Origin of the sequence: Gordonia sp. 852002-51296_SCH5728562-b (genome assembly GCF_001665475.1) — a bacterium.
Lineage (GTDB): Bacteria > Actinomycetota > Actinomycetes > Mycobacteriales > Mycobacteriaceae > Gordonia > Gordonia sputi.
On record NZ_LZMI01000008.1, the window covers coordinates 39,915 to 62,039 of the forward strand.

Annotated in this window: 20 protein-coding genes; 14 read left to right on the plus strand and 6 right to left on the minus strand. The window is 63.9% G+C overall.

What is annotated here, in order from left to right; genetic code table 11:
* The first annotated feature begins 75 nt into the window (after window positions 1-75).
* The 4 genes from A5766_RS01365 (at window position 76) to A5766_RS01380 (ending at window position 5,445) form a co-directional block, all read left to right on the plus strand.
* On the plus strand, window positions 76-1,158 hold the full coding sequence (locus A5766_RS01365; RefSeq protein WP_005208392.1) for an endonuclease domain-containing protein: 1,083 nt from the start codon (window positions 76-78) through the stop codon (window positions 1,156-1,158).
* A complete protein-coding gene (locus A5766_RS01370) occupies window positions 1,140-1,793 on the plus strand; it encodes a MarR family transcriptional regulator (protein WP_005208393.1) in 654 nt (217 codons plus the stop codon). The genes A5766_RS01365 and A5766_RS01370 overlap by 19 nt, the downstream gene beginning before the upstream one ends.
* Entirely contained in the window at window positions 1,793-5,032 is a 3,240-nt protein-coding gene (locus A5766_RS01375; RefSeq protein WP_064903113.1) for a helicase HerA domain-containing protein, read from the plus strand. The genes A5766_RS01370 and A5766_RS01375 overlap by 1 nt, the downstream gene beginning before the upstream one ends.
* 83 nt (window positions 5,033-5,115) lie before the next feature.
* The gene (locus A5766_RS01380) at window positions 5,116-5,445 is read left to right on the plus strand and encodes a cupin domain-containing protein (RefSeq protein ID WP_005208395.1); all 330 of its coding nucleotides are present in this window, start codon (window positions 5,116-5,118) and stop codon (window positions 5,443-5,445) included.
* On the opposite strand, the gene A5766_RS01385 is transcribed toward A5766_RS01380, so the two are convergent.
* On the minus strand, window positions 5,426-6,583 hold the full coding sequence (locus A5766_RS01385) for a tellurite resistance/C4-dicarboxylate transporter family protein (RefSeq protein WP_269449442.1): 1,158 nt from the start codon (window positions 6,581-6,583) through the stop codon (window positions 5,426-5,428). The genes A5766_RS01380 and A5766_RS01385 overlap by 20 nt on opposite strands.
* 164 nt (window positions 6,584-6,747) lie before the next feature.
* Here A5766_RS01385 and A5766_RS01390 point away from each other — a divergent pair, with 164 nt between their 5' ends.
* The 5 genes from A5766_RS01390 to A5766_RS25255 are packed head-to-tail and all read left to right on the plus strand — an operon-like array spanning window position 6,748 to window position 14,705.
* Entirely contained in the window at window positions 6,748-10,455 is a 3,708-nt protein-coding gene (locus tag A5766_RS01390; RefSeq protein ID WP_005208397.1) for a nitrate reductase subunit alpha, read from the plus strand.
* Complete coding sequence (gene narH / locus A5766_RS01395; RefSeq protein WP_005208398.1) at window positions 10,455-12,146, plus strand: nitrate reductase subunit beta; 1,692 nt, start codon at window positions 10,455-10,457, stop codon at window positions 12,144-12,146. The genes A5766_RS01390 and narH overlap by 1 nt, the downstream gene beginning before the upstream one ends.
* A complete protein-coding gene (gene narJ / locus A5766_RS01400) occupies window positions 12,143-12,805 on the plus strand; it encodes a nitrate reductase molybdenum cofactor assembly chaperone (protein WP_064903115.1) in 663 nt (220 codons plus the stop codon). Before narH ends, narJ begins: the two co-directional genes overlap by 4 nt.
* A complete protein-coding gene (gene narI / locus A5766_RS01405; protein WP_039856783.1) occupies window positions 12,805-13,554 on the plus strand; it encodes a respiratory nitrate reductase subunit gamma in 750 nt (249 codons plus the stop codon). The genes narJ and narI overlap by 1 nt, the downstream gene beginning before the upstream one ends.
* A gap of 23 nt (window positions 13,555-13,577) precedes the next feature.
* Entirely contained in the window at window positions 13,578-14,705 is a 1,128-nt protein-coding gene (locus A5766_RS25255) for an esterase/lipase family protein (protein ID WP_051994085.1), read from the plus strand.
* Here A5766_RS25255 and A5766_RS01415 read toward each other — a convergent pair.
* On the minus strand, window positions 14,702-15,520 hold the full coding sequence (locus tag A5766_RS01415; protein WP_005208402.1) for a hypothetical protein: 819 nt from the start codon (window positions 15,518-15,520) through the stop codon (window positions 14,702-14,704). The two genes, A5766_RS25255 and A5766_RS01415, sit on opposite strands and share 4 nt — an antisense overlap.
* Window positions 15,521-16,032: 512 nt before the next feature.
* Here A5766_RS01415 and A5766_RS01420 point away from each other — a divergent pair.
* The 5 genes from A5766_RS01420 to A5766_RS01440 all read left to right on the plus strand — a co-directional run bounded on the left by A5766_RS01420 (window position 16,033) and on the right by A5766_RS01440 (window position 20,342).
* The gene (locus tag A5766_RS01420; RefSeq protein ID WP_082933578.1) at window positions 16,033-16,602 is read left to right on the plus strand and encodes an alternate-type signal peptide domain-containing protein; all 570 of its coding nucleotides are present in this window, start codon (window positions 16,033-16,035) and stop codon (window positions 16,600-16,602) included.
* 159 nt (window positions 16,603-16,761) lie between these two features.
* Window positions 16,762-17,409 carry a signal peptidase I gene (locus A5766_RS01425; RefSeq protein WP_005208404.1) on the plus strand — a complete coding sequence of 216 codons (648 nt, stop codon included), beginning with the start codon at window positions 16,762-16,764 and terminating at the stop codon, window positions 17,407-17,409.
* A 50-nt stretch (window positions 17,410-17,459) separates the two neighbouring features.
* Window positions 17,460-17,987, plus strand: a complete 528-nt coding sequence (locus tag A5766_RS01430; protein WP_141630949.1) for a hypothetical protein — start codon at window positions 17,460-17,462, stop codon at window positions 17,985-17,987.
* Window positions 17,984-18,628 carry a SipW-dependent-type signal peptide-containing protein gene (locus tag A5766_RS01435; protein WP_005208406.1) on the plus strand — a complete coding sequence of 215 codons (645 nt, stop codon included), beginning with the start codon at window positions 17,984-17,986 and terminating at the stop codon, window positions 18,626-18,628. Before A5766_RS01430 ends, A5766_RS01435 begins: the two co-directional genes overlap by 4 nt.
* A 25-nt stretch (window positions 18,629-18,653) precedes the next feature.
* On the plus strand, window positions 18,654-20,342 hold the full coding sequence (locus tag A5766_RS01440; protein WP_051994089.1) for a signal peptidase I: 1,689 nt from the start codon (window positions 18,654-18,656) through the stop codon (window positions 20,340-20,342).
* Between the two features lie 210 nt (window positions 20,343-20,552).
* Here A5766_RS01440 and A5766_RS01445 read toward each other — a convergent pair whose 3' ends face one another.
* Genes A5766_RS01445 through rplN form a run of 4 tightly spaced genes read right to left on the minus strand, consistent with a single transcriptional unit; the run spans window position 20,553 to window position 22,005 of the window.
* The gene (locus tag A5766_RS01445; RefSeq protein ID WP_005170384.1) at window positions 20,553-20,738 is read right to left on the minus strand and encodes a type Z 30S ribosomal protein S14; all 186 of its coding nucleotides are present in this window, start codon (window positions 20,736-20,738) and stop codon (window positions 20,553-20,555) included.
* Window positions 20,738-21,316, minus strand: coding sequence for a 50S ribosomal protein L5 (gene rplE / locus A5766_RS01450; RefSeq protein WP_005208408.1), 579 nt, complete (start codon window positions 21,314-21,316; stop codon window positions 20,738-20,740). The genes A5766_RS01445 and rplE overlap by 1 nt, the downstream gene beginning before the upstream one ends.
* Window position 21,317: 1 nt before the next feature.
* Complete coding sequence (gene rplX, locus A5766_RS01455) at window positions 21,318-21,635, minus strand: 50S ribosomal protein L24 (protein WP_005208409.1); 318 nt, start codon at window positions 21,633-21,635, stop codon at window positions 21,318-21,320.
* A 1-nt stretch (window position 21,636) separates the two neighbouring features.
* Window positions 21,637-22,005, minus strand: a complete 369-nt coding sequence (gene rplN / locus A5766_RS01460) for a 50S ribosomal protein L14 (protein WP_005208410.1) — start codon at window positions 22,003-22,005, stop codon at window positions 21,637-21,639.
* Window positions 22,006-22,125 lie beyond the last annotated feature (120 nt).

Genomic DNA, 22,125 nt, shown 5'->3' on the forward strand with positions numbered 1-22,125 from the left:
AACAAGACATCGCCGCTGTCACGAGCCGCACCGCCGCCGCGCACCCGTCGGTCGCGGAAGCTATATTCACGTCCGATGACTCACGCCGACAGTGATACGCCACCGCCGGTCGGCCACGCGATCCGTCCCGGACGGGTCGTCCGCCTCGCGGACGTGTACGGCCCGGCAATCGACGACCTCGCTGACGCCGTAGCACCGGAACTGCCGGTGATCTTGGACTACCGCGGCCCCGATGAACGGAGCGCACGGCAGGTCGCCACCGAGATCCTCGAGGCACTCGAATCGGCGCTGATCACGTTGTTCCCGGCCTGGCTACCTGGCAGGTCATCCAATGAGCGACTCGACGTCGACGACGCAGAGACGCTGGCCCGGCAGTTGTGCGCCGACGTCGGCCTGTCAACTGCCGTGGTCGTACCGCTCGCGCGGGCGGGCGCCGCGAACGAACGCACGACGCCATCCGCAATTCCTGAACAACGCGCGGCCGTGCTCGTCGCTTTGCTACGCCACTTCTACGGTCGGCCCGAGGTGGTGCTCGCCGTGCGAGCAAGTAGCGCGCTCCCCGATGATGCGCAGCGCACCGCGGCGTCGGCATGTGCGTGGCTCGCGGAGCATGCCAACATGACCGTCTGGCTCACCGCCGACGCGTTGCCCGAGGTGCGCCGAGTACCTGTGCTGCGCCTCGGGGTCGCCTCATCAACCGCCCCCGTCCCGACCGACCCGCTGCGACCGACTCTGATCGTCTCCCGACCGACGGGCGCTCCCGCCCCACACAGCGCCGCAGAGCAGGCGCTCGAATACACACTGGCCCAACATGATTGGGCAGCCGGACGTCTCTGGAATCGCTGCCCCACCGACCTCGCCGCATTGTCGGGAGTCGCGATAGTCGACGTCCTGTGGCCGGATGCGCGAGTCATCGTAGAAGTCGACGGCCCCGACCATCGTCGAGCCGACAAGTACGCCCGTGACCGCCGCCGCGACAATATGCTGCAGCGGCACGGCTACGTGGTACTCCGCTACACCAACGAACAGGTTCTCGGCGACACGTCGTCAGTCGTCGCGGAACTGCGCGAAGTTCTCGCCCATCACCATCCGACCCCCAGCTCGCCTACTGCGCCTGGACCTGATCTGAAGGAGTCACAGTGGACCACCCGAAGCTGACACCGAGCCAAAGCGCGGTGCTCTTCGTCCTCATGGCGGAGTCCACGGAGTTGTCGACTCCTCGCCTACGCGAGCTGGGCCCCAACCTCGACAAGCCTGGACGACAGAAGTTGACCGAACACGGCCTGATCGAGTCGCGCAAAGGCGAGCGCAATGCGCTCTACCACTCGCTCACCGACCGCGGATGGGCTTGGTGTGCAGACGAATTGCGTGCAGGGCCGCCGGACCGCTCGTTGCCCCCGATCCGCGCGCTGTATGCCGTCCTCAACGCAATCGGGCGTCATCTCGACGCCGAAGACTTCCGACTGTACGAAGTCTTCGGCCGTCCGCGCGCCGTCGTCGAGGCCGCGCCGCCCGCGTCGTCGAAGGCCGTGAACATCGGCGCCCGCATCATCGCCACATACGAGTCGTTAGCTCATCAGCGCGGAGCGCTCGTCGACGTCGCGGCGCTTCGTTCATCGCTACCTGACATCGACCGCTCCGAGTTCAACGCCGCGATCCTCGAATTGCAGGACCGCCCGGGTGTCAGTCTGATCCCTCAGGACGACCGGGCCCGTCTCAGCGAGACCGACCGAGCTGCGGCCGTTGTGGTCGGCACACAACCGTGCCACCTGTTCGCAGTCGAGGAGGACTGATGGACAACGACATTCGCGAGGCACTCGAGTCGATCCGACTCGACTGGGCCGACACCCCCGACGACGTGTGGGGCACGTCGGGCACCTACCACGTCGCCGGCTTGCACGAGCAGGTCGCCGACGAGACGATGCGCAGCTTCGCCGACGCTGCGCGGTCGGAGTCAGCCAGCCCCATCGGCGTGGTGATCCGCGGCGTAGCGGGCTCGGGCAAGACGCACCTTCTCGGACAGATCCGTCAGCGCGTGCAGGAGCGGGGCGGCTACTTCTTCTTGGTGAGATTGCTCGACGGCAGCGACTTCTGGAAGTCGGTCACGGTCGCGGTGCTCGAGAGTCTCAATCGCCCCAGCCCGACACATCCGACCCAGCTCGCACAACTTCTCGACCGCCTTGCCCTTGAAGCCGACGTGTCGGAGTCGACGCGTGCAGCAGTCGTCGGTGAGGCGACGCTCACCGTTTCTGCACTCGAAGAGTTCGTGGCGGGCGTGTATCGAAACCACCCCCATCGCCGACGGTCGCAGCACATCTTGCGCGCGCTGGTACTGACAGCGTCACAGGACTACGACGCCAGAGACCTCGGCGAGGCGTTTCTACACCTAGACGTCGACGACGCAGACGAGTTGGCCGAGTGGGGTATCCGCAACGCGACGCTCGGCTACCAAGAGATGGTCCAAAATATCTCCCGCATCGTCGCGTTCGATGCCGCAGCAGTACTGGGCGTCGACCAGATCGACACGCTCATCGAAGCGGGATGGTCGGCCGCCGCGGACGAGAACTCAGTGGTCAATCAGGTGGCTCACGGTTTGATGGCGTTGCGCGAGAACATGAGTCGGACGGCAACCGTTGTCTCGTGCATCACGGCGGCCTGGGAACATCTGGAGAGTAGGGTGATGCGCTCCGCAGTCGAGCGCTTCCGAAAGCCACCAATGCTGCAGCGGCCGCCGTCGGATGACTTCGCGCGCGAGCTCCTCGCCAAACGTTTCGCACCCGGCTTCGCCCAGATCGACTTCACGCCACCCCAACCACATTGGCCTGTCGACGACGTAGCGCTCGCCGATGCACAGCGATACACCCCGCGCGAACTCATGATGGCCGTCGACCGGCAGGTTGCGGCGATGCTGCGCAGCGGCACGTTCACATCGATCACGACGTTGAACGACACCCACACGCCGACACGCCCGGCCAGCGACAACGCTCGTGAACAGTCGAACGACGTCCCCTCCGTGAGCGAATCGCATTCGGCGACAACAGATGTCGACGCAATCGAAAAGCGGTATCGTGAGTTGATCGAGCAAGCCAACCCCGCCGCCGCCCTTGACCACGCCACAGAGGATGTCGTCGTCCCCGATTTGCTGCAGGCCGGACTCGGCGCGTGGATCGAAGCCCTCCCCAGCGGGGCCGGCAACTGGCATCAGGACCCCAAGCCTGGCGCAAAAGCCTTGCTGCACGGGCGAATCAGTCATGTCATCGACGCCGCGACAGAGTCCGAAGAATCGTGGAGCTTCCGCGCGCTTGCCGCCACACACCCCCGCGCGGTCCAGTCCCGCCTCACCAACGCCAACATCGCCTCGGGACTCAGCCTCGGCGAGGTCGAGCGCACCCTGGTGGTGCTCAGGCGCCAGCCGTGGCCCACCGGACCCAAAACCGCACAGTTGGTCGACGAACTGCATCGTCGTGGCGGTCGAGCGATCGCCTGGACAGACGACGACATCCGACGACTCATGGCATTGGCGCAGTTGCGTTCCGAGCGACCAGCGCAGTTGCACGACTGGATCGTCGATCGTGCACCGGCAGCCGAGATCGGCTTTCTTGCAGAGGTTCTCGCACCCGGTTTGACCAAGGCCCTCGCCACGGAAGTCGATACGCCGCAGGTGAAGACGCCGCAGAGTGCATCATCGGGAGCCCACGCAGCCGAGCCCGACGCCGCTTCCTCCGCGGTAACGATCACGCCTGACGAGGCGAGTCCTGTTGCCGCCGAGTCCCGTTCGTCCGGTGAACCACACGCAGTCGACGTGCTGCCGATCGGTGTTCGATCAGTCGACGGCGAACCTGTTGAGGCGCCGCTGGAATCGCTCCGCAAGCACGCCGCCATCTTCGCGGGTTCCGGCTCCGGGAAGACCGTTCTCATTCGACGCATCGTCGAAGAGGCAGCCCTGCAAGGTGTTTCGTCGATAGTCCTGGACATCAACAACGACCTCGCACGACTCGGGATGCCCTGGCCTGAAGGCACGCGAGAATGGAGTCCAACCGACCGCGCCGCGGCCGACCGCTATTTCGCCGACACAGAGGTTGTTGTGTTCACCCCCGGACGGCGCTCCGGTCGACCGTTGAGCTTTCGTCCGCTGCCCGAGTTCGCCTCGCTGGAAGCCGATACCGACGAGTTCTTCGCAGCCGTCGACTCTGCCGTCGGCGCGCTCCTCCCCAAGGCGCGCCCCACCGAACGCGGCGCGCGCGCATCACGCTACGAGGCGGTGTTGCGACAGGCGATGGTGTACTTCGGTCGTCGCGGCGGTGGAAGTCTGCCGTCCTTCGTCGCCTTGCTGTCCGAACTACCCGACGGGGTGAGCACCCTCGCCGACGCACCTCGCCTCGCGATCGATCTGGCCGAGAATCTGAAAGCGTCGATGGCCAACGACCCCTTGTTGGACGAAGCCGCGACGCCCGCCGACCCGGGTGTGCTGCTCACCCCATCGCCGGGCTATCGCGCTCGCGTGTCGGTCATCAACCTCGCGGGACTCGGAAGCGAGTCGCGCGTCGCGAACTTCGTCGGACAACTGCAAATGTCATTGTTCGCCTGGATCAAGAAGCACCCTGCCTCAGATCGGCCGCTCGGCGGCATCTTGGTGATGGATGAGGCGCAGAACTACGCACCATCGCAGCGCGTCACGACCGCAACGGAGAGCACGTTGGCACTGGCTTCGCAGGCGCGCAAGTACGGGTTGGGGTTGATCTTCGCGACACAGGCCCCGAAGGGAATCCACGGCCGCGTGAGCGGCAACGCGTCAACTCAGCTCTTCGGAAGACTGCACCACCCGAACCAGATCGAAGCTGCCAAGGAGTTGGCAAACAGCAAGGGAAGTCCGATCCCCGACGTCGGCCGACTATCGACCGGAACGTTCTACACCGCGGTCGACGGCGGCCGTTTCGTCAAAGTCGACACCCCGCTGTGTCTGAGTTACCACCCGAAGAGTCCGCCCACCGAGGACGAGGTGATCGCCATCGCGCGAGCGTCACTGGACTAGGACCTCACGAGGATCTGCCGAGTCCGCGGTGGCGCGGCCCTCCAATGCCACCCACCACCGCGCGCGGCGTGCAATCGTGAGACATGGACACCACGCGACTCCCAGCCCTCGTCGACGAACTCATCGCCACGGCGCGCGACGCGCACAGTCGCCGCGCCGGGCACACGCTGCACGGCAACTCCGCCCGGCATCTGCGTCAAACCGTCATCGCATTGGCGGCCTCCACCGAACTCGGCGAGCACCAGAGTCCCGGCGAAGCGACGCTTCAGGTGCTCCGCGGCGACGTGACGCTCACCGCGGGCGACGACGAGTGGCACGGCGTGGCCGGTGACCTCATCACCATTCCCGACGCCCGACACAATCTCCGCGCCAACGAGGACTCTGCGGTACTTCTCACCGTGCTGGCGAACTAGTCTCCGAACGTCGTGTCGACAGCCATCGCCACCACCATCGCAGCATCCCGACGAAGACGATCACCCAGATCAGCAGCGCCAGCCACGCCTCCCAGGTACCCATGGTCTTGATCCACGGAACCTGCCAGGCGATTCCCAACTGTCTGCTCGCCACCCCCCACATGCCGATGGGGAACACGATCGACCACAACGCGGTGCGAAATCCCGAATGCGTACCCGGCCTACGCGCGTGCCAGATCATCAGCACGATCAACAGGGGAATCAGCCACGTGCCGAAGATCCAGGCCATCAGACACAACGTCCCGACCACATCGTGCGTGACGAGTCGTTGCGCCGAGCCCGTCCCTATGACCTCGGCCCCCGCGAGCACGGAGATCGCGCCGGCGCCCATGAGCACCCAGTACGGCGCCACTTCGTCGTCGTGTGAGAGTCCGACGATGATCAACCGTGCGACGACCAACACAGCCATCACGATCAGGATCAGCACGCCGATCCCCCACCACAACGCAGCGACCTCGGCGTACCACTTGACCCGCTTGGCCGCGGCCAGCGCGCCGAAGGCAACCGCGACCGCCTGTGTCCCGACCACCATCAGAAACCAGGTGCCGTTGACGTGTGTCCACGGCAACGGGGTCGTCGGCGCCGGGGGATGCTCCCGTGACTGTGCGGCGCTGAAGAACGCGGCGATCACCGCCGTGTAGCCGAGTATCACCCACGACACGAGCGCGACGACAGCACATGTGACTGCGGCCCAGGTACTTCCCGCCGCCAACGCTCTCGCCGCGAGCACCCCACTCGCCGCAGTGAAGGCCAACACGGTGAACCCGTCGTTCGCGATCTCACGCCGCACCTCGTCGACCACGCCTGCACCAGTGAACCAACCGGCAATGGTGAACACGATCAACGCGACATATCCGACGACTGCCGCAAAGAAGAGAATCGCCGAAATGAGATCGGCCAGATCCGAGTATGTGCCACTACCGAGTGTCGCCGCATTGTGGATTGCTGTCGACACAATGCCGGTCGCCATGACGAAAGTGAACTGCCCAAGGCTCGCATGCGGCACGCGTCGTCGAAGCCGGGTGGGCGAATCGGGCGATACCGCACGCGAAACGTTCACACTGACCGACCCTTTCACGTTGTGTCACAAGGACCTACACATTGCGAATGTCTATACCCAATCGAAACACGCGGAGCACTCGGCGATAACGTCCGGCCGGGCGTCGACGCCTCCGCCGAGCCGCCTCGGATCTGCGACGACGAAACCGCACACCCCGAGCATTTCATCCGTATGGTGAATTCATGGCCCGATCTACTGCAGTTCAGGGCGATGCAGCCAAAGCCCTACTCGATATCGGCAAATTCTTCACCCGCTGGGACGAAACCTCTGACGGGAGAGTCGCTTTCCGCGAGGGAGGCCGTGCTGGCGATGTCTTCTACCGCGATCGGTGGAACCACGACAAGATCGTGCGATCGACCCATGGCGTCAACTGCACCGGGTCGTGCTCATGGAAGGTGTACGTCAAAGACGGCATCATCACGTGGGAGACGCAGGAAACCGACTATCCGTCGGTGGGTCCCGACCGGCCGGAATACGAGCCCCGCGGCTGCCCACGTGGTGCGGCATTCTCCTGGTACACGTACTCGCCGACGCGGGTTCGATACCCGTACGCACGCGGGGTGCTCGTCGAAATGTACCGGGCCGCCAAGGAAAAGACCGGCGATCCCGTGCTGGCGTGGGCCGACGTCGTCGGAGATCCGTTGCGCCGCAGGTCATACCAGCAGGCTCGTGGTAAGGGCGGCCTCGTCCGCGTGAGTTGGGACGAGGCCATCGAGATGGCGGCGGCTGCCCATGTGCACACCATCAAGACCTACGGCCCCGACCGCTGCTCCGGTTTCTCACCGATCCCCGCGATGTCGATGGTGTCGCATTGCGTGGGGACGCGCTTCATCCAGTTGATCGGCGGGGTGATGACGTCGTTCTATGACTGGTACGCCGATCTGCCCGTCGCGAGCCCACAGGTCTTCGGCGATCAGACCGACGTCCCTGAGTCCGGTGACTGGTGGGACGCGTCGTATCTGATGATGTGGGGCTCCAATGTCCCGGTCACCCGAACTCCTGACGCGCATTGGATGGCAGAGGTGCGCTATCGCGGCACCAAAATCGTATCGGTCAGCCCCGACTACGCCGACAACACCAAATTCGCCGACGAATGGCTACCGGCACAAGCAGGTACCGACGCCGCGCTGGCCATGGCGATGGGGCACGTCATCCTCTCGGAATACTTCGTCGCGAACACCACCGAGTTCTTCGACGAGTACGTGCGCTCCTACTCCGACCTTCCCTTTCTGGTGCACGTCGAGCAACACGAAAACGGCCTCGTCGCAGGCAAGTTCCTGACCGCGGATGAGTTGGCGGGGGCCGATGACAACGACTCCGACGCCGTGTGGAAAACCGTGGTACTCGACGAGCAGACCGGAGCAGCCACGGTTCCCAACGGCTCGCTGGGCTTTCGCCGCTCCGCCGCAGGCGAGGGCAGATGGAACCTCGACCTCGAAGCAATCACCCCGGCGCTGACCCTTTTCGGTCGCGACGACGCGCAACTGGTCGAGATCGCTTTGCCGGCCTTCGACTCCCCGGATGGCAGCGGTTCGGTGCTACGCCGAGGTGTGCCGACGACCGTCATCGACGGCCATCAGGTCACCACGGTCTTCGACCTCATGCTCGCGCAGTACGGGGTGCATCGTGACGGCATGCCCGGCGAATGGCCGTCCGGCTACGACGACGCGTCGACCCCCTACACGCCTGCCTGGCAGGCGGAGATCACCAGCGTGCCTGCGGAGGCAGCGATCCGGGTTGCGCGCGAATTCGCCACCAATGCAGTCGATTCGGGCGGACGATCGATGATCATCATGGGAGCCGGGATCTGCCAGTGGTTCCACGGCGACGCCACCTATCGGGCCATCCTCTCGCTGTTGATCCTCACCGGCTGCATGGGGCGAAACGGCGGGGGTTGGGCGCATTACGTGGGACAGGAGAAATGCCGCCCGATCACGGGATGGATGTCATTGGCCAACGGACTCGACTGGAGCCGACCGCCTCGCACCATGACCGGCACGTCGTACTGGTACATGCACACCGACCAGTGGCGCAACGACGGCTACTCGGCGACGTCACTGGCATCTCCGCTGTCGCGCGGCACGCTCGACCACGAACACACCGCCGACGCCATCGCGCAATCGGCACGGCTCGGCTGGATGCCGTTCTATCCGCAGTTCGACCGCAATCCTCTCGACGTCGCCGATGAGGCCCGCGACGCGGTCGACCGTGGCGATGCGGAATCCGCGTCGAGCTATGTGGCACAACATCTTTCCGACGGCTCACTGACACCTGCGATCAACGACGTCGACGCTCAGGTGAACTGGCCACGCACGCTGGTTCTGTGGCGATCGAACCTGATGGGGTCGTCGGCGAAGGGTAATGAGTACTTCCTGCGACATCTCCTCGGCACCCACAACAACGTGATGGGTGCCGAATCTCCGGATACCCCACGCCCCAACGATGTTCGGTGGCACGAGAATGCGCCGGAGGGCAAACTCGATCTCCTCCTGTCGGCAGATTTCCGGATGACGTCGACGACCCTTCTTTCCGACATCGTCCTACCCGCAGCAACGTGGTACGAGAAGAACGACCTGTCGTCGACCGACATGCATCCCTTCGTCCATGCCTTCTCTCCCGCCATCGACCCGCCGTGGGAGGCCAAGACCGATTTCGATCTCTTCCACCTGCTCGCAGTCGAACTGTCCGAGCAGGCGAAGACTCACCTCGGTGTGCGCCACGATCTCGTCGCCACTCCGATGCAACACGACACCCCCGGCGAGACCGCGCAACCCAAGGGCAGCGTCGACGACTGGGCGATGTCGGCATCCCCCGGTCGGCCGGGTGTCAACATGCCGTCGTTCACGGTGGTCGAACGCGACTACACCGCGATCGCCGAGAAACTTGCATCGGTAGGGCCGCTGGCCGACACACTCGGCTTCGCCAACAAGGGCGTCACCTTCGACATCGCAGAGCAGTCACGGCGCCTCGCGGATCGCAACGGGGTCATGCTCGGGGGTGCCGGCGACGGCAGGCCCGCAATCGACACGGATGCCAAGATGGCCGATGCGATCCTGATGTTCTCCGGTACCACCAACGGGGCTCTGGCCGTCAACGGCTTCGAGAAGCTCCAGAAGCGCGTCGGCACGACGCTCGTCGAACTGGCCGAGGGCAACGCCGACAAGCAGATCAGCTTCGCCGACACCCAGCAGGGCCCGGTCCCGGTGTTCACCTCGTCGGAATGGTCGGGATCTGAGAAAGGCGGCAGACGCTATGCCCCGTTCACGGTGAACATAGAGCGGCTCAAGCCGTTTCACACGCTGACCGGGCGTATGCACTTCTATCTCGACCACGACTGGATGATCGACCTCGGTGAGTCGCTACCCGTGTACCGCCCGCCCTTGGACATGCACCGATTGTTCGGTGAGCCCAGGCTCGGGCCGGACGGGGAGCAGCAAATCACCGTGCGATACCTGACGCCCCACTCGAAGTGGTCCATTCATTCGGAGTACCAGGACAACCTCTTGATGCTGTCACTGTCCCGTGGCGGTCCAACCGCGTGGCTGAGCCCGTCGGATGCCGCAGCCATCGACGTGCACGACAACGAGTGGATCGAATGCGTCAACGCCAACGGCGTCGTGGTGTGCAGGGCTATTGTCAGCCATCGGATGCCCGCCGGTGTGGTCTACGTTCATCACGCGCAGGAGCGCACGATCGACGTCCCGAAATCGGAGGCGACGGGTCGTCGCGGCGGAATGCACAACTCCGCCACCCGACTTCTGGTCAAACCCACTCACCTGATCGGCGGCTACGCCCAATTGTCCTACGCATTCAACTATTTCGGCCCCGCGGGAAATCAGCGTGACATGGTGTCGACGATACGCAAGCGCAGCCAGGAGGTGACGTACTGATGCGGGTCATGGCACAGGTCGGCATGGTGATGAACCTCGACAAATGCATCGGCTGCCACACCTGTTCTGTCACGTGCAAACAGGCGTGGACCAATCGGGCGGGCACCGAGTACGTCTGGTTCAACAACGTCGAAACGCGTCCGGGACAAGGCTATCCGCGACGCTACGAGGATCAGGAGAAGTGGCGCGGCGGCTGGCATCTGAACAACAAGGGAAAGCTGCGGCTGCGCACAGGCGGCCGGATGCAGAAGTTGTTGACGCTCTTCGCGAGTCCCGTTCAGCCCACCATCTACGACTACTACGAGCCCTGGACCTACGACTACCAGATGCTCATCGACGCCCCGCTTGGCGACGATTTCCCTGTTGCGCGGCCGAAATCGCTGCTCACCGGTGACGACACGAAGGTCACATGGTCGGCGAACTGGGACGACGACCTCGGTGGCGCACCGGAATTGGGCGCGCTCGATCCGATCGTCGAGAAGCTGCGTCGTGAATCAGAAGACGCCGTCAAGTTCAGCTTCGAGCAGACGTTCATGTTCTATCTGCCCCGCATCTGCGAGCACTGCCTGAATCCCTCATGCATGGCGTCGTGCCCGTCCGGGGCGATCTACAAGCGCAGCGAGGACGGTATCGTCCTCGTCGACCAGGACCGGTGTCGCGGGTGGCGCCAATGCATCACCGGCTGCCCGTACAAAAAGATCTACTTCAACCATCGAACGGGCAAGGCCGAGAAGTGCACGCTCTGCTACCCGCGTATCGAGGTCGGGCAGCCGACCGTCTGCTCCGAGACCTGCGTCGGCAGACTCCGATACCTCGGACTGTTTCTCTACGACGTCGACGCTGTCACCGAAGCCGCCTCCACACCAGACGACACCGACCTCTACGAAGCCCAGCTCAACCTGCTCCTCGACCCCAACGACCCCGACGTGATCGCCGGGGCGCGGGCTGAAGGCATTCCCGAGGACTGGCTCGATGCGGCACGTCGATCGCCAATTTATGCGCTGGCCAAGGAGTTCCGCGTCGCGCTGCCGCTGCATCCGGAGTACCGCACCATGCCAATGGTCTGGTACGTGCCGCCGTTGTCGCCGATCGTCGACCTACTCAGCGGCCAGGGCCACGACGCTGAGGACGCGGGCACCCTGTTCGGTGCGATCGACGCATTGCGAATCCCCGTCGAGTACCTCGCCGAACTGTTCAGTGCGGGCGACACCTCGGTAATAGACGGCGTCCTGCGCAAACTCGCGGCGATGCGCGCCTACATGCGCGACATCACACTCGGCCGCGAACCCGACCCCGACATCCCCGCCTCTGTCGGCATGTCCGAAGAGCAGGTCTACGAGATGTACCGCTTGATGGCGATCGCCAAATACGAAGAGCGGTATGTGATTCCGACGGCCCATCTCGAGCAGGCCGAACAGCTCGACGAGATGGCGTGCTCCCTCGACTACGAGGACGGGCCCGGCATGTACGAGTCCGGCCCCTTCGGTGAAGCGAGCGGAACCCCGACCCCGGTGTCGGTGGAGACCTTTCACGCGCTCAAGCAACGCCAGACGACCGACACCGCGACCAGCTCACATCGCCTCGCGAATCGCACGAATCTGCTGAACTGGGACGGTAACGGTTCGCCCGAAGGGCTGTTCCCCGACCGCCGCGCGTCCGACGACACCGGCGACTCGAAGGCGTCGTCGTGAGGTGGCCTCGCCGCACGACTGCGGCCGATCATCGCGTGACGTGGCAGGTCTCCTCATGGTGTCTGAGTTACCCCGACGATCAGTTCATCGACCGAAGCTCACTGCTGCGCAGAGCATTATGCGAACAGCCCGATCACTCATCCACTCGTGAGCTACTGACCTTCGTCGACCATATCGAGTCCACGCCGCTCCCCACCTTGGTCGACGACTACGTCGACACATTCGACCTGTCACGCAAGCACACGCTGTATCTCTCGTACTGGACCGATGGCGACACCCGACGGCGTGGAGCCGCACTCGGCGAGTTCAAAGCGCTCTATCGGAGCAGCGGCTTTGTCGTCGACCTCCACGGCGAGTTGCCCGACCACCTGCCGATCGTCCTGGAGTTCGCGGCGCGTGTCGACGCTGACGCGGGACAAGAGATGCTGGAGAAGTATCGCCCAGCGCTCGAGTTGATCCGATTCGCGTTGCGCGACCGTCGATCTCCGTACACCGCTGTGCTCACGGCGATCTGCTCGACGCTGCCCGGTGAATCGCCGGTAGACCGACAGGCTGCGCGCGCGATGACGCCGGCGCTCGGCGTCGAGGCCGTTGGCCTCGAGCCCTACGATTCGCGCCTACTGCCGCTGACTGCGACACCTGCGAGGGGTGAGCCGTGATGGACGTCTTCCTGTGGGGCGTACTGCCTTATCTCGTACTGCTCATACTCATCGGCGGCACGATCTGGCGCTACCGCTACGACAAGTTCGGGTGGACCACACGATCATCGGAGCTCTACGAGTCGCGGCTACTGCGGATTGCCTCGCCGATGTTCCACTACGGAATCCTCGTGGTCATCGTCGGACACGCGGTCGGTCTGGTCATCCCACAGTCCTGGACCGACGCACTCGGCGTCTCCGAGACGATGTACCACTGGGGCGCAGGCTTTTTCGGTCTCCTCGCCGCGGCAGCGACTCTGCTCGGCGTCGGCCTGCTCATCTATCGACGTCGCACCACCGGCCCGGTGTTCATGGCGACGACCCGCAACGACAAGCTGATGTATCTGGTCTTGGTATGCGCGCTGATCGCGGGAACCTACATCACAGTTGTCGGTGCAGTCGATCCCAGTGGACCCGGGGTCAACTATCGCCAGACTGTCTCGCCGTGGTTTCGGTCGATCTTCGTGCTGCAACCCGACATTCGCGCAATGGAGGCAGCACCGCTGCGCTTCCATGTGCACGTCCTGATCGGTCTGACCCTGTTCGCACTCGTCCCGTTCACCCGTCTCGTGCACATGTTCACCGCTCCGGTGCACTACCTGTTCCGGCCGTACATCGTGTACCGCAGTCGCGACCGACTGCCCACCCCAGGTGACCGCACGTCACGCCGAGGCTGGGAACCGGTGGGAGTCAGGGATCGTGACCGGTGAGCTACGCTCCACTCGCCTGCGCTATGACCGGCAACACCTGGCTGAGAGGTTCGCACGTGACCACATCGTCTCATCGACGTCGTTCCCGAACCCGCCTGCTGACGACGGCTGTCGCCGCGGTCGCCGCGTGTATCTCGCTTGCCGCGAACTCCGCAGGTATCGCGTCGGCCGCCCCGCAGCAACAGCTCGCCGACTACATCTCCGATGCCTCGCCCACCCCGGCCCGCGCCGAGACCTTCCTGCTCAACGGCGAGAGTCGCTGGCTCATCCCCACCGGCAACGGGCCGAAGCAGACTACGTTCCCCGCGGCTTTCGCGCACAGCCTGTCGAACCCCAACGTGGCGCCCGCCGGTGCGAATGACTGGTCGTGCAAACCCCAGGCCGGCCGCAATCCCGTCGTGCTGGTCCACGGAACGTGGGAGAACGCCTACAGCAACTGGTCGATGATCTCCCCCGCGCTCCGGCAGGCAGGCTTCTGCGTCTACGCACTCGACTACGGAATACAGCCGCCCTCTCAAGGCGGTGGCGTAGCAGCGGCATTCCCCGGCGTGTACGGCACCGGCGACATCGTGAAATCGGCAAACCAGATCAAGACCTTCGTCGACAAGGTCCTCGCGTCGACCGGCGCAGCCAAAGTCAGCATGGTCGGCCACTCGATGGGCGGCATCTCGACCCGCCAGTACCTGCGATTCGACGGCGGCGCGGCCAAGGTCGCCAATGTCGTGACTCTCGGTGCAACCAACAACGGCACAACACTCAATGGCATCGGCGCACTCGGACGTACCATCAACGATCTCGGTGTCGACATCCTGGGACCCCTCGCACTCGGCGTCGGGGTCTCGGGCACCCAGCAGATCTACAACTCGCCATTTCTGAAGACACTCAACAGCGGCGGTGTCTACGCCCTCGGCGACATCCGATACACGATCGTCGGCACCCGCTACGACGAGGTCACCACCCCCTACTCCAGCACGTTCTTCCCCACGGGCACCAAGAACACCCGCAACATCACGCTGCAGGACGGCTGCCCCCAGGACACGTCCGATCATTTCTCGATGAGCTATTCGCCCCGCGCGACGTCGATCGTCTTGCGTGCCCTCGGGGCCGACGTCCCACTCGTCTGCGCACCGAATGCGTGGCTCGTCGGCTAGCGAGACGAGGTCGCCCCAGACGAGGGTGCTGCTGTCGGCACCTGAGTAGTCGGCCGCGGTGACTGCTCCGCCTTCGGCCTCGGCTCGCTCATCGTCATCCCGAAGACGATCGCCGACACGACGATCGCGGCCCCGCCGATGACCACCGATCCAGCGACGGCACCGGCTGTCGCACCCGACATGAGCCCCGGCAAACATCCGACGATACCTGCGGTCAGCCCGATAAGACAGCCGAGAACACCACCGAGAATCGTGCCAACCGACGTTCCGATGGCCATTCCGAGTGACAATTCAGTCCCCATCCGAGTGATCGCCTTATCCAGTTTGTCGGCGCGCGCGTCCGCGTCCGACGTCGCCGACGTTGGCGGCGTCGATGTGACCACAACCGTCGTCTCGGCTGCGCGGTGCGGCGCGAGCGACGTCGCACGAGAAATCGACGACCGGTTGACGTGCAGTCGCGCCACGCTGCTGTGAAGTTCGACGCCGAGCTTGTAAATATCTTGCGCCACTTCATATTTCAGTGGCGCACTGGCGGCCACCTTGCCGTTCCGGTCGACGATCTGAATCTGATCACCTGCCACTCGCAGAGCACCGGAACCAACCGTCAGCACCACATCGTCGCCCTTCACCGCGGTGTGGAAATCTATCCGATTCGACGCCGGAGGCGGCGACGCGTCGCCCTGTGCCCCGCCACCGACGATCCCGGCAACGACAGAGACCACCGTCGCCAAAGCGACCGACAATAAGAACACGAACAGCTTTCCTGACCGCGCGGTCAGAAACTCCCCCGAGCTTCGTACGCCATGCTTTTTCATTTTATTCTCCCCCGAAAGCGCTACTTGGATTCTGTGGTCTGCGGCTTTCGGCAATGGATCGTACGCCAGAACTAATCAATTCGCGCTTTCGTGTTCGCCATCACGCGGTACCCACCAAAGGCGTTCCACTAATCCGCAGACGCTCGCAGATACGGCAAACGGCTTGCGACTTTCATCAATTATTAAATCCACATCGATGGCCGCTCACGTGCGTGAATGGGTAAATCGGACACACCGTTCATGATCTGCATCACATCTATGCGACAACATTCAATGCCATACCCATTCGACATCATTAATCGCAAACTTCGGCGAATGAAAGCGATTTAGCGCCGATGATCTGCGGAAACATGCACCTTCACCGAGCGCCCCGGGTCGCCCTACTGGGCGGTCAGTGAACACCTGTAATCAAGTTGAGCTTGAGGCTCGATAGACAACCATTGGTTGTGCAACTGGCACCAGCAGGCTAGAAAAGCATCACCACACCACGGAATCCCCGAGGTGACCAATCGATGCAGAGAGCAACAATGAAGAAACAGACCAAGGGCGCAGTTGCTGCGGGGGGCGCGGCAGTTCTTCTTCTCGGCGGGCTCGGCTCGCTCGCATACTGGAACGACAGCACGGCGATCGGCGGCTCGACCATCAGTTCGGGCCAGCTCTCGATGAACAAAGACACGGGAACATGGACCGACCAGAACGGTGCCATCAATCCGACGTCATTCAAGTTCGTTCCGGGTGACACTCTCACGTACACCACGACCGTGAATATCAACGCGACCGGTGACAACCTGAAGGCGAAACTCTACGCGGATACAACGGCATTCACGTCGTCCGGATCTCTTGCCTCAGAAACAACAAAGACCATCTCGGCCAAGAAGAGCGGCGACGCATCGGCGACCGATATCACCCAGAGTGGAACGTCGCTGGCCATCAGCCCGACGGGCGGGGCGTCGGCCTACACCGTGGTGGTCACGCTCAAACTTCCGTTCGCATCTGCGACCAACGCGAGCCAGACCGACACGCTCAACCTGAACAACATCAGCCTGCACCTCGATCAGGTACAAGCACCCAACCAGTCCTGAGACTCGCGGGTTCTGCCTTTGGCAAAATCCGCTTCCGCGGCGCGCGAACTGGGGAGGGATCGCGCTGCAGGACTGACCGGGCAGAACGCACAATTGCGTTCTGCCCGGTCAGTCCCCACCCACGACCAGTCAGTATCCGATATGTAAGCGGAGAGAACGATGTCCATCACCGGTGAAACACATTCGTCACGTGTCGAATCACCTTCGACGCTCCGCCGCGACACCGACCAACCCGATTCGGACCAGGACGTCGACTCCGGCTCTGGTCCACTGGGCATGCTCAGACTGATCCTGAGCTGGCTCCTTCTGTTCGCCGCCGTCAGTCTGTTGGCGGCAGTCGTCGTCGTCCCGCGTCTCGCGGGGACCACTCCGTACACCATCATGACGTCGTCGATGCGGCCGCATATGCCACCGGGAACGCTCGTGGTGGCAAAGACCGTCGACCCCGCGACACTGCATACCGGAGACGTCATCACCTATCAGCTGCGCTCCGGTCAGCCCGACGTGGTGACCCACCGCATCGTCGGCGTCGGCCAGGACGGCCGGGGCGAGAGATTGTTCACGATGAAGGGCGACAACAACCCGACAACCGATCCCGCTCCCGCTCGCGCCGTGCAGATCAAGGGCAAGGTCTGGTACTCGGTGCCCTATATCGGGTACCTGAATCAGGTCATCACCGGTCGCCAGCACATCATCGCGGTCTACGTGGTGGCAGGGCTGCTGTTCGCCTATGCGGCACTAATGATGCTATCGGCGGCACGTGACCGGCGACGGTCTCGCAGACATCTCGGGTGTGAGACATCTTGACACACAGTGCAACCCGGGCCTCGGCGCGCCCCACACACAGACGCACTAGCGTGTCCACGCAGCGTCGGCTGCTGTGTGGATGTCTCGTCACGATGATCGTGCTCGCGTTGATGTCACTCTCGATCCGAGAATCCGGCGCCTACTGGACCACGGGCGCCGCAGCATCGGCGTCGACCATCTCTTCGGGAGCCCTGGTCCTGACCGCGGGCGGCAGCCACAACCTCGCACTGGCGGCGCTCGGCGGAACATCGCTGAGCCCCGGGAGCATGAAGACCGTCAGCGTCACCGTCGCCAACGGCGGCGACACCGCGCTGGGCTACAAACTCACCAACGTCGCGACCTCCGATGGTCATCTGACGCTGACCGCGTCGGTGATGCCCGGAACCGACGCGACGAGCTGCGACGGCTCGACCGCGACGACGCTGCCGGGTACCGCACTCACCACGGCGGGAAGCTACGTGACACTGTCAAGCGGACAGACTCAAGTGCTCTGTCTTCGTGGCACTTTGGATGCCACTGCGGTCGCGGGTTCCACCTATACCGGCTCCTACACGTTCGGGGCGATCCAACAGCAATGATCAGGACTCTTCTCTTCTCGCGTCTGCGCGCACTGTGTTCACTGGGCATGGTGCTCGGCATCTGCTCGATCTCGACGATGGCGTCGTGGAGCGATTCGGCAAGCGTGACGACCGCGGCGTTCACCGTGGGTTCCGTCGATCTTAAACTCAATGGACAGGACTCGCTGACGTGGACCGCGATGAACCAGTCCGACATGCAGCCGGGTAGTTCACGAGCTGCGAACCTCACTGTCAAGAATGCGGGAGGGTACAACCTCACCTACAGCGCCATCATTGGCCCCGTGCCCACCGGCGCAATGTACGACCACGGCGTCTTCCGTGTCTACTCGGGGGCGACCCCTGTCAATGGAAACGGCGTCGGAAAGTGTTCGGGCGGAACAGCAATCGGCACTCTCGAACCAGGCTTGAGTTCTACCGTATCGAGCACGATCCCCACGCTGCCGACACACACGGGCTACGTTCCGTGGCCGAACTGGGTGACCGGAAAGACATACCCCTGGATCGGTACGCGTGCGCTTGCCGCAGGCCAGTCGGAGACGCTGTGCGTCTGGTTCGCCGTCGACCCGGATGTGCTCTACACGGCCGACGAGAACGAAGGTGTCACCTCCACCTTCACGTTCACAGCGACGCAGGCGAACTGAGATGCGCACAATAGCAAGAGAACTCGTGCTTACCATCGGTGCAGCCCTCGGCCTCCTGTGCATCGGGTTCGCAATCGCAGCGCACGCGTTCGGGATTACACCACTGATCGTCCGCTCGGGGTCGATGGCTCCGACCCTGCCGGTCGGTTCACTGGCACTCGCCGCTCCCGTACACGGCACCGACGTGCGTCCGGGCGACGTCGTATCGATCTCTCGGCCGGACGGAAGCCGGATCACACACCGCGTGATCAGCACCGCCGCAGCGTCGCAGGTAGCGGTGACCGCCTATCTGAAGGGCGACGCCAATCAGTTCCCCGACCCGGCACCCTATGTCATCGGAGATGCACATCGGGTCGTCGTGACGATTCCGCTCGCCGGCTACGCTGCGTCGTGGATGCAGACACCTGCGGGCCGCATTCTGCTCGGCACAGCCTCGATCGCTTTGGTGTATCTGACTTTTCGACGCCGCCGGGGGTCCAGGACGGATGACCGTGGAACTACGAGAGACGGGGCCGAACCCGCGCCCGGGAACCGGGGTCCAGAGCCGCGCGTACCAGCAGCGGGTCATCGCGCACGACACACCACCGCCACGGCAGGTGTCGCGACCGCGGTGACACTGGCGCTTGCCACGCAGCAGGTCGGAGCCGCACACGCGGCGTCGCTCACCGACGTTGCGGTGATGTCCAGTTCGATCAGCATGGGCACGTTCGGCAACTCGATCCCGAATGATCGCGGCGCTGTCATCATCGCCACCGCGGGGAGCGCGTCTGGCTGCAAGATCAGTTGGACCGCACCGTCATCCGGCTTCTCGGTGCGGGTGTCGTTCCTACCGAAAGGTGTTGCAGTCCCGGCCGATCACGACCCGACACCGACGACCTACCAATCGGAATACACGCTGACCGCAGGCACCCTCAGCTACGTCGCGACCGCGCCGACAGATGTGGTCGGCACCGACACGACGGCCGCCAGCGGGCAGATCTTCACCGTCCGCACGGTGCGCACGGCGGATCAGATGGTCTCGGCGAACTTCGCGTACGGTTACGTGTACCGCGCCTCGTCAACGAGCAACTACAACTGCGGAGTGCGCTCGGTCGACGGCAACGTGAACTACACCTGGCCCGCAACGTCGTCGGGCGTGCAGAGTCTCGCGCTCAAAGCCGATGTCGCAGCGTCGACCTCGAGCACGACCAGCAGCTCCGCCGCGAGTTCGACGTCCAGCAGCGCGGCATCGAGTTCGTCGGCCGCACAGTCGAGTTCGTCGACGGCAGCACAGTCGAGCAGCAGTGGGACGTCGAGCTCGACGTCGGCTGCAGGCTCGTCGACTTCACCGTCGAGCTCATCCCTTTCGACCACCACGGTCACTTCGACGGCCATCGCCACCGGGCCAGGCGCCACGTCACCGTCGAAATCTGTGAGCGCATCGCTCACCGGAACGACACTCACTCTGACCGATACAGCCTCGGGCGCAACTGTATTCACCGACACGGTGCAGTCGGGTTCGACACTCACCTGGGACGCCACCGACGACATCCTGACCGTCCACCAGCCCGACGGCAGCAGCGTCCTGGTCAAGAAGGCCGGCGACGCGTGGCAGTCCTACGACATCGCCACCACAACTGTCGCGCCAACCACGACGCCCCCGGTCGCCACGACGTCGAGCAACCAGCCCAGCGCCGCATCGTCGACCGGAGTCACAGCTCCGTCAGCGGGCTGACTGGACGATCCGTGCGGGTTTTGTGTCGGAAACCGGCTCAAAACCCATACGGATCGCTGACACCTCTACGACGACGACCCCGTCTCCCATGGAGGGAGACGGGGTCGTGGTTTCGACCAGCTCAACCAGCGGTCACAGCTCGACGAGCGCTCACAGCTCAACCAGCAGTCTCAGCTCGACCAGCGGTCACAGCTCGTCAGCGGAGCTGGGTCACCAGCTCGACTTCTGCACGCCCGGGAGTTCGCCGGCGTGTGCCATCTCGCGCAGGCACACACGGCACAGGCCGAACTTGCGGAACACCGAGTGCGGACGACCGCAACGGTTGCACCGGGTGTAGGCCCGCACGGCGAACTTGGGCTTCTTGTTGGCCTTGTTGACCAGAGCCTTCTTTGCCATCAGTTGTCCTTCACGGAGTTGTCTTTGAACGGGAAGCCCAGCTGGCGCAGCAGCGCGCGGCCTTCCTCGTCGGTGGTGGCCGAGGTGACGACGGTGATGTCCATACCGCGCGGCCGGTCGATGTTGTCGATGTTGATCTCGTGGAACATCGACTGCTCGTTCAGGCCGAAGGTGTAGTTACCGTTGCCGTCGAACTGGCGGTCCGAGAGTCCGCGGAAGTCGCGGATACGGGGAAGCGCGATGGACACGAGGCGGTCCAGGAACTCCCACATACGGTCGCCACGAAGCGTGACGCGTGCGCCGATCGGCATGCCCTCGCGCAGCTTGAACTGGGCGATCGACTTGCGTGCGCGACGAATTTCCGGCTTCTGGCCGGTGATCAGTGCGAGGTCGGTGACCGCGCCGTTGATCAGCTTCGAGTCGCGTGCGGCGTCGCCGACACCCATGTTCACGACGACCTTGACGACGCCCGGGATCTGCATCACGTTGGCGTAGTCGAACTCGGTGTTCAGCGCGTCCTTGATCTCGGCGCGGTAGCGCTGCTTGAGACGCGGCTGGGTCTTTTCGGTGGTGGTCATATCAGATGTCCTTCCCGGTCTTGCGGGAAATCCGGACCTTCTTGCCGGTCTCCTCGTCGACGCGGTAGCCGACGCGGGTGGGATTGCCCTCGGAGTCGACGACCATCACGTTCGACACGTGGATCTTCGCTTCCTGGGTCACGATGCCGCCCGACGCCGCGCCACGCTCGTTGGCCGACGCAGCGGTGTGCTTCTTGATGCGATTGACGCCCTCGACCAGAACACGCTCTTCCTTCGGGAAGGCCTGAATGACCTTGCCCTTGGCGCCCTTGTCCTTGCCCGAGACGACGATCACGGTGTCACCCTTGTGCACCTTCATGTCAGATCACCTCCGGTGCCAGCGACACGATCTTCATGAACTTCTTCTCACGCAGCTCTCGGCCGACCGGGCCGAAGATGCGGGTACCGCGGGGGTCGCTCTCACCCTTGAGGATGACGGCGGCGTTCTCGTCGAAACGGATGTAGCTTCCGTCCTGACGACGGCGCTCCTTGGTGGTGCGCACGATGACAGCCTTGACGACCTCTCCCCGCTTGACGTTGCCGCCGGGGATGGCGTCCTTGACAGTGGCGACGATGACGTCACCAATGCCTGCGTAGCGCCGAGACGAGCCGCCCAGCACGCGGATGCACAAGATTTCCTTGGCTCCGGTGTTGTCGGCGACCCGCAGGCGAGATTCCTGCTGAATCACTCGTTAGTCTCCTTGACCTGGATGTCGTCGACGCGGCGGATCCACCGAGGTGGGCCACCGCATCTGTACGCCGGATTTCCGACCCGACGCACACGGTCTGTTACCACCGGACACACGCCT

Coding starts and splice junctions, on each gene's coding strand:
- rplX (WP_005208409.1), bottom strand. CDS start 21,635: ATGAAGGTGCACAAGGGTGACACCGTGATCGTCGTCTCGGGCAAGGAC.
- A5766_RS01445 (WP_005170384.1), bottom strand. CDS start 20,738: ATGGCAAAGAAGGCTCTGGTCAACAAGGCCAACAAGAAGCCCAAGTTC.
- A5766_RS25255 (WP_051994085.1), top strand. CDS start 13,578: ATGACCGGCAACACCTGGCTGAGAGGTTCGCACGTGACCACATCGTCT.
- A5766_RS01435 (WP_005208406.1), top strand. CDS start 17,984: ATGATCAGGACTCTTCTCTTCTCGCGTCTGCGCGCACTGTGTTCACTG.
- A5766_RS01420 (WP_082933578.1), top strand. CDS start 16,033: ATGCAGAGAGCAACAATGAAGAAACAGACCAAGGGCGCAGTTGCTGCG.
- rplE (WP_005208408.1), bottom strand. CDS start 21,316: ATGACCACCACCGAAAAGACCCAGCCGCGTCTCAAGCAGCGCTACCGC.
- A5766_RS01425 (WP_005208404.1), top strand. CDS start 16,762: ATGTCCATCACCGGTGAAACACATTCGTCACGTGTCGAATCACCTTCG.
- A5766_RS01390 (WP_005208397.1), top strand. CDS start 6,748: ATGGCCCGATCTACTGCAGTTCAGGGCGATGCAGCCAAAGCCCTACTC.
- A5766_RS01415 (WP_005208402.1), bottom strand. CDS start 15,520: ATGAAAAAGCATGGCGTACGAAGCTCGGGGGAGTTTCTGACCGCGCGG.
- narH (WP_005208398.1), top strand. CDS start 10,455: ATGCGGGTCATGGCACAGGTCGGCATGGTGATGAACCTCGACAAATGC.
- A5766_RS01380 (WP_005208395.1), top strand. CDS start 5,116: ATGGACACCACGCGACTCCCAGCCCTCGTCGACGAACTCATCGCCACG.
- narI (WP_039856783.1), top strand. CDS start 12,805: ATGGACGTCTTCCTGTGGGGCGTACTGCCTTATCTCGTACTGCTCATA.
- A5766_RS01375 (WP_064903113.1), top strand. CDS start 1,793: ATGGACAACGACATTCGCGAGGCACTCGAGTCGATCCGACTCGACTGG.
- A5766_RS01365 (WP_005208392.1), top strand. CDS start 76: ATGACTCACGCCGACAGTGATACGCCACCGCCGGTCGGCCACGCGATC.